14 protein-coding genes are annotated in these 15,281 nt (G+C 72.7%); 7 read left to right on the forward strand and 7 right to left on the reverse strand.

Going from position 1 to position 15,281, the window contains the following annotated elements:
- Positions 1–5 precede the first annotated feature (5 nt).
- Positions 6–599, forward strand: a complete 594-nt coding sequence (locus D0Z67_RS11815; protein WP_031184244.1) for a Uma2 family endonuclease — start codon at positions 6–8, stop codon at positions 597–599.
- A 3-nt stretch (positions 600–602) separates the two neighbouring features.
- Here the strand turns inward: D0Z67_RS11815 and D0Z67_RS11820 are convergent, their stop codons facing one another.
- The 6 genes from D0Z67_RS11820 to rsmI form a co-directional block, all read right to left on the reverse strand.
- Complete coding sequence (locus tag D0Z67_RS11820; RefSeq protein ID WP_031184243.1) at positions 603–1,496, reverse strand: 4-(cytidine 5'-diphospho)-2-C-methyl-D-erythritol kinase; 894 nt, start codon at positions 1,494–1,496, stop codon at positions 603–605.
- Positions 1,493–2,371 (reverse strand): 16S rRNA (adenine(1518)-N(6)/adenine(1519)-N(6))-dimethyltransferase RsmA, encoded by an 879-nt coding sequence (gene rsmA, locus D0Z67_RS11825; RefSeq protein ID WP_031184242.1) that lies wholly within the window; start codon positions 2,369–2,371, stop codon positions 1,493–1,495. The genes D0Z67_RS11820 and rsmA overlap by 4 nt, the downstream gene beginning before the upstream one ends.
- Positions 2,372–2,412: 41 nt before the next feature.
- The gene (locus D0Z67_RS11830; protein ID WP_031184241.1) at positions 2,413–3,708 is read right to left on the reverse strand and encodes a resuscitation-promoting factor; all 1,296 of its coding nucleotides are present in this window, start codon (positions 3,706–3,708) and stop codon (positions 2,413–2,415) included.
- A 120-nt stretch (positions 3,709–3,828) separates the two neighbouring features.
- The gene (locus D0Z67_RS11835; RefSeq protein WP_031184240.1) at positions 3,829–4,710 is read right to left on the reverse strand and encodes a TatD family hydrolase; all 882 of its coding nucleotides are present in this window, start codon (positions 4,708–4,710) and stop codon (positions 3,829–3,831) included.
- 25 nt (positions 4,711–4,735) lie between these two features.
- The gene (locus D0Z67_RS11840; protein ID WP_031184239.1) at positions 4,736–5,068 is read right to left on the reverse strand and encodes a hypothetical protein; all 333 of its coding nucleotides are present in this window, start codon (positions 5,066–5,068) and stop codon (positions 4,736–4,738) included.
- Positions 5,069–5,561: 493 nt separating this feature from the next.
- The gene (gene rsmI, locus D0Z67_RS11845; protein WP_031184238.1) at positions 5,562–6,410 is read right to left on the reverse strand and encodes a 16S rRNA (cytidine(1402)-2'-O)-methyltransferase; all 849 of its coding nucleotides are present in this window, start codon (positions 6,408–6,410) and stop codon (positions 5,562–5,564) included.
- A gap of 105 nt (positions 6,411–6,515) precedes the next feature.
- Between rsmI and D0Z67_RS11850 the strand changes: the two genes are divergently transcribed.
- From D0Z67_RS11850 to D0Z67_RS11860, 3 genes are all read left to right on the forward strand, one after another.
- A complete protein-coding gene (locus D0Z67_RS11850) occupies positions 6,516–8,267 on the forward strand; it encodes a dolichyl-phosphate-mannose--protein mannosyltransferase (protein ID WP_031184237.1) in 1,752 nt (583 codons plus the stop codon).
- Positions 8,268–8,737: 470 nt separating this feature from the next.
- Entirely contained in the window at positions 8,738–10,369 is a 1,632-nt protein-coding gene (locus D0Z67_RS11855; protein WP_031184236.1) for a penicillin-binding transpeptidase domain-containing protein, read from the forward strand.
- An 87-nt stretch (positions 10,370–10,456) separates the two neighbouring features.
- Positions 10,457–12,118, forward strand: a complete 1,662-nt coding sequence (locus D0Z67_RS11860; RefSeq protein WP_031184235.1) for a penicillin-binding transpeptidase domain-containing protein — start codon at positions 10,457–10,459, stop codon at positions 12,116–12,118.
- A 1-nt stretch (position 12,119) separates the two neighbouring features.
- Here the strand turns inward: D0Z67_RS11860 and D0Z67_RS11865 are convergent, their stop codons facing one another.
- Positions 12,120–12,461: an SsgA family sporulation/cell division regulator gene (locus D0Z67_RS11865; protein ID WP_031184234.1), complete on the reverse strand. Its 342-nt coding sequence runs from the start codon at positions 12,459–12,461 to the stop codon at positions 12,120–12,122.
- A 174-nt stretch (positions 12,462–12,635) separates the two neighbouring features.
- On the opposite strand from D0Z67_RS11865, the gene D0Z67_RS11870 reads away from it, so the two are divergent.
- Genes D0Z67_RS11870 through D0Z67_RS11880 form a run of 3 tightly spaced genes read left to right on the forward strand, consistent with a single transcriptional unit; the run spans position 12,636 to position 15,206 of the window.
- Positions 12,636–13,688, forward strand: a complete 1,053-nt coding sequence (locus D0Z67_RS11870; protein WP_031184233.1) for an energy-coupling factor ABC transporter permease — start codon at positions 12,636–12,638, stop codon at positions 13,686–13,688.
- A gap of 1 nt (position 13,689) precedes the next feature.
- Positions 13,690–14,451 carry a cobalt ECF transporter T component CbiQ gene (gene cbiQ / locus D0Z67_RS11875; RefSeq protein WP_031184232.1) on the forward strand — a complete coding sequence of 254 codons (762 nt, stop codon included), beginning with the start codon at positions 13,690–13,692 and terminating at the stop codon, positions 14,449–14,451.
- Positions 14,439–15,206 carry an energy-coupling factor ABC transporter ATP-binding protein gene (locus tag D0Z67_RS11880; protein WP_031184231.1) on the forward strand — a complete coding sequence of 256 codons (768 nt, stop codon included), beginning with the start codon at positions 14,439–14,441 and terminating at the stop codon, positions 15,204–15,206. The genes cbiQ and D0Z67_RS11880 overlap by 13 nt, the downstream gene beginning before the upstream one ends.
- Positions 15,207–15,281 lie beyond the last annotated feature (75 nt).

The raw sequence follows: 15,281 nt of genomic DNA on the forward strand, positions 1-15,281 counted from the left end.
GAACCATGACCGCCGAGTCCGTAGAGCACCGTCCGCACTGGCCGGTGCCGCCCAAGGACGGCTACACCGTGGACGACCTGTTCACACTGCCGGATCTCCCGCCGCACACAGAGCTGATCGACGGGAGCCTGGTTTTCGTGAGTCCGCAGAGGGATTTCCACAGTGTCGTGATCGATCTGCTCGCTGCCGGCCTCAGGAGTACCGTGCCGTCCGAACTCCGGGTGCGCAGGGAGATGACCGTCGTCCTCGACCGCCGCAACGGCCCCGAGCCGGACCTCTGCGTCGTACGCGCCGAGTCCGTCGTCGATCGCCGCCAGACGCGCTTCGAGGCGGCCGACGTCCTGCTCGCCGTGGAGGTGGTCTCCCCGGACTCCGAGGCCCGGGACCGTGACACCAAGCCGCACAAGTACGCGGCCGCGGGCATCCCCCACTTCTGGCTGGTGGAGATGGCCGGTGAGGACGACCACCCCGTGGTCCAGGTGTACGAGCGCGGTGAGGCCACCGGGACATACGCCCTGACCGGCATCCACCACGCCCAGGTCAAGCTGACCGCGCCCTACGGGATCGACATCGACCTCACCGAGATCGACCGTCTCTGAGGCTCAGAGAACCGTCGCCCCTGGCACCGGGCCCGCCGCCGTGCGGGTGGTGCGGCAGGTGCCGGAGTCCTGGAGAGCGGTCGCGACGCGGGTCGCCGTGGTCGCGTCCGGAACCAGGAAGGCGGTCGTGGGGCCCGAGCCGGAGACCAGGGTGGCGAGGGCGCCGGCCTGTTCGCCGGTCTTCAGGGTGGCGGCCAGCTCCGGGTAGAGGGAGAGGGCGGCGGGCTGGAGGTCGTTGGTGAGGGCGGCCGCCAGGGCTTCCGGGTCGCCCTTCGACAGGGCCGTCAGGAGGGCCGGGTCGGCCTCCGGGGCCGGGATCTCCCGGCCCGCCGTCAGACGGTCGAACTCGCGGAACACCGCCGGGGTCGACAGGCCACGCTCGGCCATCGCGAACACCCAGTGGAAGGTGCCGCCGACCTCCAGTGGAGCGAGCTTCTCGCCGCGCCCGGTACCGAGCGCCGCCCCGCCGACCAGGCTGAAGGGCACGTCGCTGCCCAGCTCCGCGCAGATGTCGAGCAGTTCGGCGCGCGAGGCACCCGTACCCCACAGCGCGTCGCAGGCGACCAGCGCGCCCGCGCCGTCCGCGCTGCCGCCGGCCATGCCGCCCGCGACCGGGATGTCCTTGGCGATGTGGAGGTGGACGGCGGGCTCGATGCCCCGGCGTTCCGCGAGCGCGAGCGCGGCGCGGGCGGCCAGGTTGGTGCGGTCCAGCGGGACCGACGCGGCGTCCGGCCCGGCGCAGGTGACCCGGAGTTCGTCGGCCGGGGTCACGGTGACCTCGTCGTACAGCCCGACCGCGAGGAAGACGTTGGCCAGGTCGTGGAAGCCGTCGGGGCGGGCCGCGGCCACGCCGAGCTGGACGTTGACCTTGGCGGGGACCCGTACGGTGACGCTCACGCGGCTGCTCCCCCGTGGCCCTTGTGCTCGGCGATCGCGGCGAACTCCTCGACCGTCAGCGCCTCGCCGCGCGCCTGCGGGGAGACCCCGGCGGCGACCAGCGCGGCCTCGGCGGCTGCGGCCGACCCGGCCCAGCCGGCCAGCGCGGCGCGCAGCGTCTTGCGGCGCTGGGCGAAGGCGGCGTCGACCACGGCGAAGACCTCCGCCCGGGTGGCGGACGTCTTGACCGGCTCGGTGCGCCGGACCAGCGAGACCAGGCCGCTGTCCACGTTCGGCGCGGGCCAGAACACGTTCCGCCCGATCGCCCCGGCCCGCTTGACCTCCGCGTACCAGTTGGCCTTGACCGAGGGCACGCCGTACACCTTGGAGCCGGGCGCGGCGGCGAGCCGGTCGGCGACCTCGGACTGGACCATCACCAGGGTGCGCTCGATGCTCGGGAAGGTGGCGAGCATGTGCAGCAGTACGGGGACGGCGACGTTGTAGGGCAGGTTGGCGACGAGCGCGGTCGGCGGCGGGCCGGGCAGCTCCTCGACGAGCATCGCGTCGGAGTGCACCAGCGCGAACCGGTCGGCGCGGTCGGGCATCCGGGCGGCGACGGTCGCGGGCAGGGCGGCGGCCAGCACGTCGTCGATCTCGACGGCGGTGACCCGGTCGGCCGCCTCCAGCAGGGCCAGGGTGAGGGAGCCGAGTCCCGGCCCGACCTCCACCACCACGTCGTCGGGGCGCACCCCGGCGGTACGCACGATGCGGCGGACCGTGTTGGCGTCGATCACGAAGTTCTGGCCGCGCTGCTTGGTCGGGCGTACGCCGAGCACGGCCGCCAGTTCGCGGATGTCGGCGGGACCGAGGAGGGCGTCGGGGGTGGGGCTGCTCACGGGACAAGGGTACGGGGCGGCACGGGCGCCGCCGCCCCGGCTCAGCCGCGCAGGCGTGCCCCGCAGTGCGGCCAGGGCGAGGTGCCGTGCCGCAGGTACAGGGTCTTGGCGCGCCGGGTCTGCTCCTCGGGCGGCGCGTCCTGGGGCCGCCCGCTCCCGCCGAGGCCGTGCCAGGTGGCGGAGTCGAACTGGTAGAGCCCGCCGTAGGTGCCGGAGGGGTCGACGGCGTCGGGGCGGCCGCCGGACTCGCAGACGGCCAGCGCGTGCCAGTTCAGCCCGTCCGCGCCGGCGGCGGTGGCCGGGCGGGCCTTGGTGCCGACGCGGACGAGCTGCCGGAGCGGTTCGCGGACCACCTCGGCGTGCTCGCGGCGGGGGCGCTGCCGGACGCCGTTGACGGTGCGCAGCAGGTAGGTGGTGCGGCGCAGCCCCGGCCGCCCGGCCTGGTCGACGACCTCGGTGCCCTTGGGCAGCGTGGGGTCCTCGGTGCGGCGCACGGCGTACGGGATCGCCTCGTCGCGCGTCTCGTGGGTGCCGGTGACGCGCAGCACGGTGACGGTCTGTCCGTCACGCGGGAAGGAGGTGCCGGGCACGGAGGTGGTGTCCTCGCCGCGCAGGGTGATCCCGGCCTCGCGGAGCGCCTCGGCGACGGTGGCCGCGTTGGTGCGCAGGGTGCGGGTGCGGCCGTCGGCCATGACGGTGAAGCTGCGCTCGGTACGGACGTCCAGGGCGAGTCCGGCCCGGCCGATGGGCAGCGAGCGGGACGCGGACAGGTAGGCGCCCTCCGCCCGCACGCCGAGTTGCCTCAGCGCGCCGTCGACGGTGTCGGCGGTGGTCCACACCACGCGCTGCTCGCCGTCGATGGTGAGCCGGACCGGGCGGCCGTGGCGTACGGCGATCTCGTCGCCGTCGGTGAGCGGGGTGCCGGGGGCGGGTGTGATCACGTCGTGCGGGCCGGTCCGGACGCCCTCGTCGGCGAGGAGGCCGGTGACGTCGTCGGCGAAGGTGTGCAGGGTGCGGGGGTGGCCGTCGACGGTCAGCTCGACCGCCTTGTCCTCGGCGACGAAGGCGGCGGTGCCGCCGGCCAGGAACGCGACGACGAGCGCCTGCGGCAGCAGTCTGCGTACCGGCGACTCGGGCCGTTCGGCGGCCCGCCGTCCGCGCCCCGCCGGTCTCGCGCCCTGCGGCGCCCTGCGGGGCGGGGGTACGGCCTCGTAGGCGGGCCGGTAGGTGTCGCCGGGCACGCCGTACGGCAGGGTCAGCGCGCTGTGCACCGACGGCACGGCCGGTTCGTCGCCGAGGGTGCCGTGGGGGCAGTACCACTCGTAACTCTTGCTCACGCCGCCACGCTCCAGGGGCCTTCGCCGATCGGGCCCCCAGAACCTAGCGGAGCGGGCGTCACTCTCCAAAACGGCACGACCACGCGCGGTGACGGCTCGAACAGGCGCCCTCGCTACGCCTCAGTAGCCGAAGGCGCGCGCCGTGTTGGCGCCGAGGGCCGCGGCGAGGGTGTCCTCGTCGGTGCCGCGTACGGCGGCCATGGCGCGCACGGTGACCGGGATCAGGTACGGCGCGTTGGGGCGGCCCCGGTAGGGCGCCGGAGTGAGGAAGGGGGCGTCGGTCTCCACGAGGACCAGCTCCGGCGGGGCCACGGCCAGGGCGTCCCGGAGGTTCTGGGCGTTCTTGAAGGTGACGTTGCCGGCGAAGGACATGTAGTAGCCCTCGCGGGCGCAGATCTCGGCCATGTCGGCGTCGCCGGAGTAGCAGTGGAAGACGGTGCGCTCGGGGGCGCCCTCCTCCTTCAGCACGCGCAGCACGTCGGCGTGGGCGTCGCGGTCGTGGATGACCAGGGTCTTGCCGTGCCGCTTGGCGATCTCGATGTGGGCGCGGAAGGACCGCTCCTGCGCCTCCTTGCCCTCGGGGCCGGTGCGGAAGAAGTCGAGGCCGGTCTCGCCGACGCCCTTGACCTGCGGGAGCGCGGCGAGCCGGTCGATCTCGGCGAGCGCCTCGTCGAGCGCGGCGTCCCCGCCGGGCTGCCGGGCGCGCTGCCTCGACCAGCCGTCGGGGTCGCCGTGCACGATGCGCGGCGCCTCGTTCGGGTGCAGGGCGACCGTCGCGTGGACCCGGTCGTGCGCGGCGGCCGTCTCGGCGGCCCAGCGGGAGCCCGCCAGGTCGCAGCCGACCTGCACGACCGTGGTCACGCCGACCGACGCGGCCTTCGCCAGCCCCTCCTCGACGGTGCCGGACTGCATGTCGAGGTGGGTGTGGGAGTCGGCCACCTCGACGCCGAGGGGTGCGGGGAGCGGGGGCGGCGCGTTCTTGTCACCGGCGTTCGAAGGCATGCCCCGATCCTACGGAAGGGGCGCGCTAGCTCGCCCGGCGCTGGAAGGGATGCAGCAGGTCGGAGAGGTGCCAGTGGTGGGCCTCCGGACCGGGTGCCTCGGGCACCGGGCCGCGGACGGACGACACCTGTCCGGCGCGCATGATCCGTACGACGTGTCCGTCGCAGTTCTCGCACACCGGCCGGCTCAGCGGGGACGGCACGACGGCGCCTCCCACGACGTACCGGACGCACTCATGGCCCTCGGTGTCGGTGTGGTGCTCTATCGCGTACGACTGCTCCCAGCCGTGCCCACAGCGCATGCAGGCGAACGCGTACGACTCGTGAACGGCGGCGATCTGCCCGGCGACCTCACTCATGCCCAGCTCCTGCGGTCCACTGGCGCCCCCGGTACGGAGGCGGGGAACGATTTCCGTCCCCTCACCCAGTGGACGCCCGCCCCACCCCGAAAGCACGCGACCTGTCGACTGTTGGACGCCCCTTGGCCGTCCCTTGCCGAACCGCTCCGCTCAGGGCCCCGATCCCTTTGCCCAGCCGACTCCCCGTTTGCCCACCCATGGGGCGCACCTCCGCATACGCGCGGCGCGAGGGGCGCGAAGCTCCGGCCCCGCCCGGCGGAGTGGTCGGGGACACTCGTCGCCCAGGGTCGCCCCGCCACCACCCGAGCGCTTCAGGGCGTCCGCCTCGCACGCTCTCGGCTCCGCTCGGCCGGGACCCCGTCCGGCGGCCGGCGCGAGCCGCCTCGCTCGGGGCGAACTCGGGGCGAACTCGGGGCGAAGAGGCGCCGGAGCGCCCGCGCTCGTGGGAGAACGCCCGGGGGCCGCGGGAACCCACCCCGCGACGAATCCCCGCTCAGCCCGCGGAGCGCTTCGCCGCCACCACCGCGTCGAAGACGACCCGCTTGGGAAGGCCCGCCTCGGCGGCGACGGCCGCGATGGCCTCCTTGCGGCGTTCGCCGGCCTCCTCGCGGATGCGGACGCGGCGGACGAGTTCCTCCGCGTCGAGTTCCTCGGGCCCGGAGTCGGGGGCGCCCTCGACGACGACGGTGATCTCGCCGCGTACGCCCTCGGCGGCCCAGGCGGCCAGGTCGGCGAGGGGGCCGCGCTTGACCTCCTCGTACGTCTTGGTCAGCTCGCGGCAGACGGCGGCCCGGCGGTCGGCGCCGAAGACCTCGGCCATCGCGGCGAGGGTGTCGTCCAGGCGGTGCGGGGCCTCGAAGTACACGAGGGTGCGCCGCTCCCCGGCGACCTCGCGCAGCCGGGACAGCCGCTCGCCGCCCTTGCGGGGCAGGAACCCCTCGAAGCAGAACCGGTCCACCGGCAGCCCGGACAGCGCGAGCGCGGTGAGCACGGCGGAGGGGCCCGGCACGGCGGTGACCTTGATGTCGTGCTCGACGGCGGCCGCGACCAGCCGGTAGCCGGGGTCGGAGACCGAGGGCATCCCGGCGTCCGTGACGAGGAGCACACGGGCGCCCCCGCGCAGCTCCTCCACCAGTTCGGGGGTGCGCGCGGACTCGTTGCCCTCGAAGTACGAGACCACCCGGCCGCCCGGCGTCACACCGAGGGCCTGGGTGAGGCGGCGCAGCCGCCGGGTGTCCTCGGCGGCGATGACGTCGGCCTGCGCCAGCTCCTTGGACAGCCGGGGCGGGGCGTCCGCGACGTCGCCGATGGGGGTACCTGCGAGGACAAGGGTTCCAGTCACGGGACCATCCTCCCAGGGGCGCCGGGCGGCACGGAAAACGATCGCGTCCCAATCGGTACCGCGCTTGCGCGGGACTCACACGGCACGTTTCCCTACCATGGCGCGGTGACCAGTACCGCGTCCTCCACGGACCTCCGGCAGGGCCAGGCGCCGCCCGACGACGAGCGGCCCTCCTGGCAGCGGCGGCTGCGCCGATTCGGCTACGTACCTCCCGCGGGCGCCCTCGCGGCCGACGTACGGGACCGGCTCGTGCCGCCCTACGCGCAGCCCTCGCCGAGGGTGTGGCAGGTGCTGGGCTGCCCGCCGCACCTCGCGGACCGGATCAACCGCTGGTCGGGCTGGGGCGGTCCGCTGCTGGTGACGCTGTTCGCCGGCCTGCTGCGGTTCTGGCACCTGGGCAGCCCGCGGGCGGTGATATTCGACGAGACGTATTACGCCAAGGACGCCTGGGCGCTCGTCCACCGGGGCTTCGAGGTCAACTGGGACAAGAACGCCAACGACGCGGTCCTCGCCACCCACGGCCACCTCGCGATCCCCTCGGACGCGGCGTACGTGGTGCATCCGCCGGTCGGCAAGTACGTGATCGGGCTGGGTGAGCTGATCTTCGGGTTCGACCCGTTCGGCTGGCGGTTCATGACCGCGCTGCTCGGCACGCTGAGCGTGCTGCTGCTCTGCCGGATCGGGCGCCGGATGTTCCGCTCCACCTTCCTCGGCTGCCTGGCGGGCGGGCTGATGGCGGTGGACGGCCTGCACTTCGTGATGAGCCGGACCGCGCTGCTGGACGGCGTGCTGATGTTCTTCGTGGTGGCCGCCTTCGGCTGCCTGGTGGTGGACCGGGACCGGGCACGGGAGAAACTCGCCGCCGCGCTGCCGGTGGGCCCGGACGGCGTCGCCCGCCCGGACGCACAGCTCGCCGACACCTTCCGCTTCGGCTGGCGCCCCTGGCGCTGGGGCGCGGGCGTGATGCTGGGCCTGGCCTTCGCCACCAAGTGGAACGGCCTGTACATCCTGGCCGCGTTCTGCCTGATGGCCGTGGTCTGGGACGTGGGCGCCCGCAAGGTGGCCGGCGCCCGGCACCCGTACGAGGCGGTGCTGAAGTACGACACCGGGTTCGCGTTCCTGGCGACGGTGCCGGTGGCGATCGCGGTGTACGTCGCCTCCTGGATCGGCTGGATTCTGTCCCCCACCGACGGCACCGGCGGCTACTTCCGCAACTGGGCCGCGACCGACGGCAAGGGCGGCTCCTGGACCTTCCTGCCGGACTGGCTGCGCAGCCTGTGGCACTACGAGCACGAGGTCTACAACTTCCACGTCCACCTGTCGTCCCCGCACACCTACCAGTCCAACCCGTGGAGCTGGATCGTGCTGGGCCGCCCGGTCTCGTTCTTCTACGAGTCCCCCGGCCCCGGCTCCGCCGGCTGCCCCATCGGCACCACCGACAAGTGCGCCCGCGAGGTCCTCGCCCTCGGCACCCCCATGCTGTGGTGGGCCGGCTGCGCGGCGATCCTCTACGTCCTGTGGCGCTGGGCCTTCCGCCGCGACTGGCGGGCCGGCGCCATCGCCTGCGGCGTCGCGGCCGGCTATCTCCCCTGGTTCATGTACCAGGAACGCACGATCTTCCTCTTCTACGCCGTCGTCTTCGTCCCCTTCCTCTGCCTCGCGGTCGCCATGCTCATCGGCGCGATCATCGGCCCCCCCGGCTCCACCGACACCCGGCGAGTCGTGGGCGCCACCGCCGCCGGCGTCCTCGTCCTCCTGATCACCTGGAACTTCATCTACTTCTGGCCCCTGTACACCGGCGAGGCGATCCCGATCGACTCGTGGCGGGGGCGGATGTGGCTGGACACCTGGGTGTAGGCGAGAACACGCCAGGTTTCGCCACCCCCGTGGCGGCCCTGCCTGGGGGTTAGGGATGCGCCACGGGAACACGCCAGTCGAACGCCACCGGGGGCGCCACCGGCAAATGGGGGCGAATCGCCATTCGGGGTGGGGGCGGGGCGGTTGAGTGGGTGGGGGCCGGTGGGGTTGGCTTTCGTCCGGAGGCCCCGGGGGGAGAGCCTTCGGCACGGTCCCCGTACGTGTGGGGTCCGGCTTCGGCCACGCACGCCGGAGCCGGGCGGACGGGCGGGGACGGGGCGGGTCCGGGCGTACGCACGTCGCCTGGGCCCGCCCCTCGCGCGTGCGCCGTTCAACGTCTCCGTTCGGACAAGTATCGGGAACGGCCGCCCCAACTGCCTGTGGAGCACATACAGTTCCGTCCGCACCGGCTTTTGAACACGTTCAGGAAGCTGGTGCGCCACGGGGACTTCACGGGGAGGAATCGCTTCATGGGTACGTCGAAAGGCAAGGGCGTCAGAGTCGCGGTCATCAGCGGCGTGTGCGTGACGATGCTGGGCGGCGCCGGGTACGGCATGTACAACATCGCCTCCGCGCTGAACGGCACCACGACCGGCGGAGTGCAGGCCGCGCCGACCGGGCCGCCGAGCGGCGAGGAGGTCGAGCAGACCACCGCGAAGTTCTTCGCCGCCTGGGAGAAGAACCAGCCGGAGCAGGCCGCGAGCCTCACCAACTTCCCCCAGGACGCCGAGTCGCTGCTGACCGCGTACGGCTCGGACGCGCACATCACCGGCGTACACATCACCCCGGGCAAGGCGACCGGGGACACGGTGCCGTTCCGGGTCAGGGCGACGGTGTCGTACGGGGAGGAGACCCGCCCGCTGGCGTACGCGAGCCGGCTGAACGTGGTGCGCGGGGTCAACTCGCACCGCCCGCTGGTCGACTGGGACCCCGCGCTGGTGCACCCGAAGCTGGCCCAGGGCGACTCGCTGACCGTCGAGGAGTCCGCCACCCCGCAGATCGACGCCGTGGACCGCGACGGCCAGGTGCTGACCAAGGAGAAGTACCCCTCCCTCGGCCCGGTCCTGGACGAGCTGCGCAAGCGGTACGGGGCCAAGACGGGCGGCCGGGCCGGCGTCGAGCTGGTGGTCCGGCACGAGGGCAGCGGCGCGGCCGACACCACGCTGATGACCCTGGTCAAGGGCAAGCCCGGCAAGCTGCGCACCACGCTCAGCGCGAGCGCCCAGGCGGCGGCCGAGGCGGCCGTCACCGACTACACCAACTCCTCCGTGGTTGCCGTACAGCCCAGCACCGGCGAGATCCTGGCCTTCGCCAATCACCGGGACGACGGCTTCAACGCGGCCTTCCTCGGTGAGCTGGCCCCCGGCTCCACCATGAAGATCGTCAGCGCCGCCACCCTCATCGACTCCGGCATCACCTCGGCGAACGGCCCGGCGCCCTGCCCGCCGTCGGCCGTGTGGCAGAGCCAGACCTTCACCAACCTCAAGGACCTCGCGCCGAACGAGAACGCCACCCTCTCCGAGAGCTTCGCCCGCTCCTGCAACACCGCGTTCGTGAAGTTCGCGGACGAGGTGAAGGCGGACTCACTGGCCACGGAGGCCGCGCAGCGCTTCGGCATCGGCCGCGACGACTGGAAGGTGGGCGTGCCCTCCTTCGACGGCCGCGTCCCCTCGCCGGACGGCCCCGACCGGGCGGCCGGGCTGATCGGGCAGGGCCAGGTGCAGATGAGCCCGCTGAACATGGCGTCGGTGACGGCGACCGCGAAGACCGGCACGTTCCGCCAGCCGGTGATCGTCCCGCTGAGCCTGGACGGCCGCCGGGCCGCCACCGCGCGCGGGCTGGCGCCGGGTACGTCGCAGCAGTTGCGGGAGATGATGAACCGCACCGCGCGCAGTGGCACGGCGGCAGGCGTGATGGCCGGGCTGAGCGGGAACGTGGGCGCGAAGACCGGTTCGGCGGAGGTCGACGGGCAGTCACGGTCCAACAGCTGGTTCACCGGATACCGGGACGACATCGCGGCGGCCGCGATGACGGAGGACGGCGGGCATGGCATCGACGCCGCCGGTCCGATTGTCGCAAGAGTGCTACGGAGTGCGGGCTGAGATCGGCCGAGTCCGGGAGGACTCTAGGCTGTTGGGGACGGGTGAGGGCTGCGGGGACCCTGGGGAGAGCGCGGAGGACTTGGGACTGTGGGCAAGAGAAGGCGTGCCGCCGAACGGCCGAAGAGAAAGCCCGCCGTACTCGGCGGCATGATCGCCCTCGTGGTCGGCGGCGCCGGGTTCGGCCTCTACGCGCTGTACGGGGGCGGGGCGTCCGCCGACGAGGCGTCCACGCTGTCCGACCACAAGAGCGTGAAGACCGGGCCGCCCAGCGCGCTGGAGATAAAGACGGTCACCTCCCGCTTCCTGACCGCCTGGCAGCAGGGCCACGTCACCGAGGCGGCCGCCGCGACGGACGACGCCAAGGCCGCGACCGCGCTGCTCACCGGCTACTCCAAGGACGCCCGCCTGAAGGACGTCACCCTCACCGCGGGCCGGGCGACCGGCGCGAAGGTGCCGTTCTCCGTCAAGGCGACCGTCTTGTACCAGGGCGTCAGCAAGCCGCTGGCGTACACGAGTTCGCTGACCGTGGTGCGCCGGGCCAGCGACGGCGCGGCCCTGGTCGGCTGGCGGCCGGCCGTGGTGCACCCGGAGCTGAGGGACGGCGACACCCTGGTCACCGGCGCGTCCGGCACCCCGCCGGTCAAGGCGCTGGACCGGGCCGGCGGCGAGCTGACGGTGACCGCGTACCCCTCGCTGGGCACGGTGCTGGACGGGCTGCGGGAGAAGTACGGCAAGACGGCCGGCGGCAAGGCGGGCGTGGAGCTGCGCGTGGTGCGCGGCAAGGCGTCGGAGAAGGCCGGGCTGTCGGACAAGACGCTGGTGGAGCTGAGCGAGGGCACGCCGGGCACGGTGCGGACCACGCTGGACCCGAAGTTCCAGGCGGCGGCCGAGCAGCAGGTGGCCAAGCGGGAGCAGGCGTCGGTGGTGGCGCTGCGCGCGTCGACCGGTGAGATCCTCGCGGTCGCCAACAGCGGCCACGGCTTCAACATCGGCTTCCAGGGCTCGCTGGCCCCCGGCTCCACCATGAAGGTGATCACCTCCTCGCTGCTGATCGAGAAGGGCCTGGCGGAGGCGGACAAGAAGCACCCCTGCCCGAAGACCTTCACCTTCGGCGGCTGGAAGTTCCACAACGACGACGACTTCGAGATCAAGGACGGCACCTTCAAGGCGAGCTTCGCCCGCTCCTGCAACACCGCCTTCATCAGCCAGGCGAAGAAGCTGAAGAACGACGACCTGACCAAGCAGGCCCAGCAGGTCTTCGGCCTCTCCATGAACAACTGGTCGGTCGGCGTGCCCACGCTGGACGGTTCGGTGCCGGTGCAGTCGGCGGCCCAGATGGCGGCCTCGCTGATCGGTCAGGGCGGGGTGCGGATGAACCCGCTGAACATGGCCTCGGTGGCGGCCACGGTGAAGACCGGCACCTTCCACCAGCCCTATCTGGTCGCCCCGTCGGTGGACCACCGCACGCTGGCGACGGCGTCCCGCACGATGTCGGCGAAGACGCTGGGCCAGCTGCGCGAGCTGATGAACTTCACCGCCGCGTACGGCACGGCGGCCGAGGCGATGTCCGGGCTCGGTCCGGACTACGGCGCCAAGACCGGCTCGGCCGAGGTCGACAACCAGAAGAAGCCCAACGGCTGGTTCACCGCCTACCGGGGCGACCTCGCCTCGGCCGGTGTGGTGCAGGCGGGCGGCCACGGCGGCGACACCGCCGGGCCGATCGTCGCCACCCTGCTGAAGCTCGGCTGATTCAGTTCCGTACCGGCTCGGCCGTGTAGGTGCGCAGCAGGAACCGGGTCAGCGACTTCACGTCGAACTGGACCACGTCCACCCCTTCCGGGGAGTGGAACTCCAGGACCGCCTGCACGCGCCCGCACGGCCAGACCCGTACGTCCCCGCTCTCGGCGGGGGCCCGCAGGCCGTCCTCCAGCAGGGACCGGGAGAAGGTCCACTCGGCGGGGCCGGGCAGCCCGACCTGGACGGAGAGGGGGTCGGCGTCGGGGTCGTAGCGGAGCACCACGCGTACGGCGTCGGGGTCGTCCTCCGCGTCGGTGACGATGTGGGCGCGTGTGTACTGCTCGACTACGGACATCGGATCGCCCTCTCACGTTCAGTGACCGCCACGAAGGCCGCACAGCCGTTTCATCTCTAATGTCGCATATTTTATGATTTGCGCCCCAGGAGAACCGGGGGCGGGAGTCAGGGAAGGCAGTCGAGACCACCTCGCTCTTGCAAGGCATTCGCAACAAGCGCTTAAAATTGAACGGTGCATGTACCTGACGGATTCATCGACGCCCCCACCTCCGCTGTCACCGGGGTGGTCGCCGCGGGCGCCCTCGCGGTGAGCCTCCGCGGCGCCCGCCGCGAACTGGACGAGCGCACCGCGCCGCTGGCCGGCCTGGTCGCCGCGTTCATCTTCGCCGTACAGATGCTCAACTTCCCCGTGGCGGCCGGAACAAGCGGCCATCTGCTGGGCGGAGCGCTGGCGGCGATACTCGTCGGCCCCTACACGGCCGTGCTGTGCGTGTCGGTCGTGCTGCTCATGCAGGGCGTGCTGTTCGCGGACGGCGGGCTGACCGCGCTCGGCGTGAACATCACGGACATGGCGATCGTCACGACCGTGGTCGCGTACGCCGTCTTCAAGGGCCTGCTCGCGATGCTGCCGCGCTCGCGGCGCTCGATCACCGCCGCCTCCTTCGTCGCGGCCCTGCTCTCCGTACCGGCGGCGGCCGTCGTCTTCACGCTGATCTACGCGATCGGCGGCACCACGGACGTGTCCATCGCCAAGGTGGCCACCGCGATGATCGGTGTCCACGTGCTCATCGGCATCGGCGAGGCCGTGATCACCTCGCTCACCGTCGCCGCCGTCGTCGCGGTCCGCCCCGACCTCGTGTACGGCGCGCGCGGGCTGCGGCAGAAGCTCCGGCTGCGGGTGAACGGCGAACTGGTCGACGCCCCCGACGCCGCCCCGGCCCCGGCCGCCGCCCGCACCTCCCGGCGCACCCTGTGGATCACCGGCCTGGTGACCTCCCTGGTCCTCGCCGGGTTCGTCAGCTTCTACGCCTCCGCCAACCCGGACGGTCTGGAGAAGGTCGCCCACGACAAGGGCATCGACAAGAGGACCCAGCCGCACCACTCCTCGGACTCCCCGCTGGCCGACTACGGCGTCAAGGACGTGGCGAACGCCCGGCTCTCCGGGGGTCTGGCGGGCGTGATCGGCGTCGGCGTCACCGCCGTCGCGGGCAGCGCGGTCTTCTGGACGGTGCGCCGCCGCCGCGACCACGACGTCTCCCCGGCGCACACGAACACGAGCGTCTGAGATGGGCGCGGGCCACGCTCACAAGCTGTACCGGCACGGGCACTCCGCCGTGCACCGGCTCCCCCCGCACACCAAGCTGGCGGCCGTCTTCGCCTTCGTCGTGGTGGTGGTCTCCACCCCGCGCGAGGCGATGTGGGCGTTCGGGGTGTACGCGCTGCTGCTGGCCTGTGTCGCGTACCGGGCCCGGGTGCCCGCCGGTTTCCTGCTGAAGCGGCTGCTGATCGAGGTGCCGTTCGTCGCGTTCGCGGTGCTCATGCCGTTCGTCGCGGAGGGCGAGCGGGTGCATGTCCTCGGCCTCTCGCTGAGCGTCAACGGCCTGTGGGGCGCCTGGAACGTGCTGGCCAAGGGCACCCTGGGCGTCGCCGCCTCGGTGCTGCTCGCCGCCACCACCGACCTGCGCGAACTGCTGCTCGGGCTCCAGCGGCTGAAGCTGCCGCCGCTGCTGGTGCAGATCGCCTCCTTCATGATCCGCTACGGCGACGTCATCACCGACGAGATGCGCCGGATGCGGATCGCCCGCGAGTCGCGCGGCTTCGAGGCGCGGGGGGTACGGCACTGGGGGGTGCTCGCCAAGTCGGCGGGCGCGCTGTTCATCCGCTCCTACGAGCGGGGCGAGCGGGTGCATCTGGCCATGGTGAGCCGGGGCTACGCCGGGTCGATGCCGGTCATCGACGAGGTCACCGCCACGCGTGACCAGTGGCTGCGCGCGCTGGCCCTGCCCTGCTCCGCCCTCGTCGTCTGTCTGCTGGGATGGTTCCTGTGAGTACCGCATCGCTGTCGCTGGAGGTCTCCGGCCTCGCCTTCGCCTACCCCGACGGCCACCAGGCCCTGTTCGGCGTCGACTTCACCGTCCCGCGCGGTGAACGGGTCGCGCTGCTCGGGCCGAACGGCGCGGGCAAGACCACGCTCGTGCTGCATCTCAACGGCATCCTGTCCGGCGGCACCGGCACGGTCACCGTGGCCGGACTCCCGGTCGGCAAGCGGCACATGGCCGAGATCCGGCAGAAGGTCGGCATCGTCTTCCAGGACCCCGACGACCAGCTCTTCATGCCGACCGTGCGCGAGGACGTGGCGTTCGGACCGGCGGCGGCCGGGCTGAAGGGGGCCGAACTGGAGGAGCGGGTGCGGACCGCGCTGGAGCAGGTCGGGATGGCGGAGTTCGCCGACCGGCCCCCGCACCATCTCTCCTTCGGGCAGCGGCGCCGGGTCGCGGTGGCGACGGTACTGGCGATGCGGCCGGAGATCCTCGTCCTGGACGAGCCGTCCTCCAACCTCGACCCGGCCTCCCGGCGCGAACTGGCCGACATCCTGCGGTCGTTGGACGTCACGGTGCTGATGGTCACGCACGACCTGCCGTACGCGCTCGAACTGTGCCCGCGTGCGCTGATCCTCAGTGACGGGGTGATCGCGGCCGACGGCCCCACCGGCAAGCTGCTCTCCGACGACGCGCTGATGCGGGCGCACCGGCTGGAGCTGCCGTTCGGGTTCGATCCGCGCACGGTGGCGCTGGACGCGTAGGGAGTTCCGGCCCGCGGAATCCAAGGCCGTACGGCCGTGTTTCACTCGTGAGTGCGGGCGAGGAAAGGGATACGG

Origin of the sequence: Streptomyces seoulensis, assembly GCF_004328625.1 — a bacterium.
GTDB lineage: Bacteria > Actinomycetota > Actinomycetes > Streptomycetales > Streptomycetaceae > Streptomyces > Streptomyces seoulensis.

What these genes read in the sequence shown, in the direction of transcription:
- D0Z67_RS11815 (WP_031184244.1), top strand. Translation starts at nt 6, where the DNA reads ATGACCGCCGAGTCCGTAGAGCACCGTCCGCACTGGCCGGTGCCGCCC.
- D0Z67_RS11835 (WP_031184240.1), bottom strand. Translation starts at nt 4,710, where the DNA reads ATGCCTTCGAACGCCGGTGACAAGAACGCGCCGCCCCCGCTCCCCGCA.
- D0Z67_RS11840 (WP_031184239.1), bottom strand. Translation starts at nt 5,068, where the DNA reads ATGAGTGAGGTCGCCGGGCAGATCGCCGCCGTTCACGAGTCGTACGCG.
- D0Z67_RS11855 (WP_031184236.1), top strand. Translation starts at nt 8,738, where the DNA reads ATGGGTACGTCGAAAGGCAAGGGCGTCAGAGTCGCGGTCATCAGCGGC.
- D0Z67_RS11865 (WP_031184234.1), bottom strand. Translation starts at nt 12,461, where the DNA reads ATGTCCGTAGTCGAGCAGTACACACGCGCCCACATCGTCACCGACGCG.
- cbiQ (WP_031184232.1), top strand. Translation starts at nt 13,690, where the DNA reads ATGGGCGCGGGCCACGCTCACAAGCTGTACCGGCACGGGCACTCCGCC.
- D0Z67_RS11880 (WP_031184231.1), top strand. Translation starts at nt 14,439, where the DNA reads ATGGTTCCTGTGAGTACCGCATCGCTGTCGCTGGAGGTCTCCGGCCTC.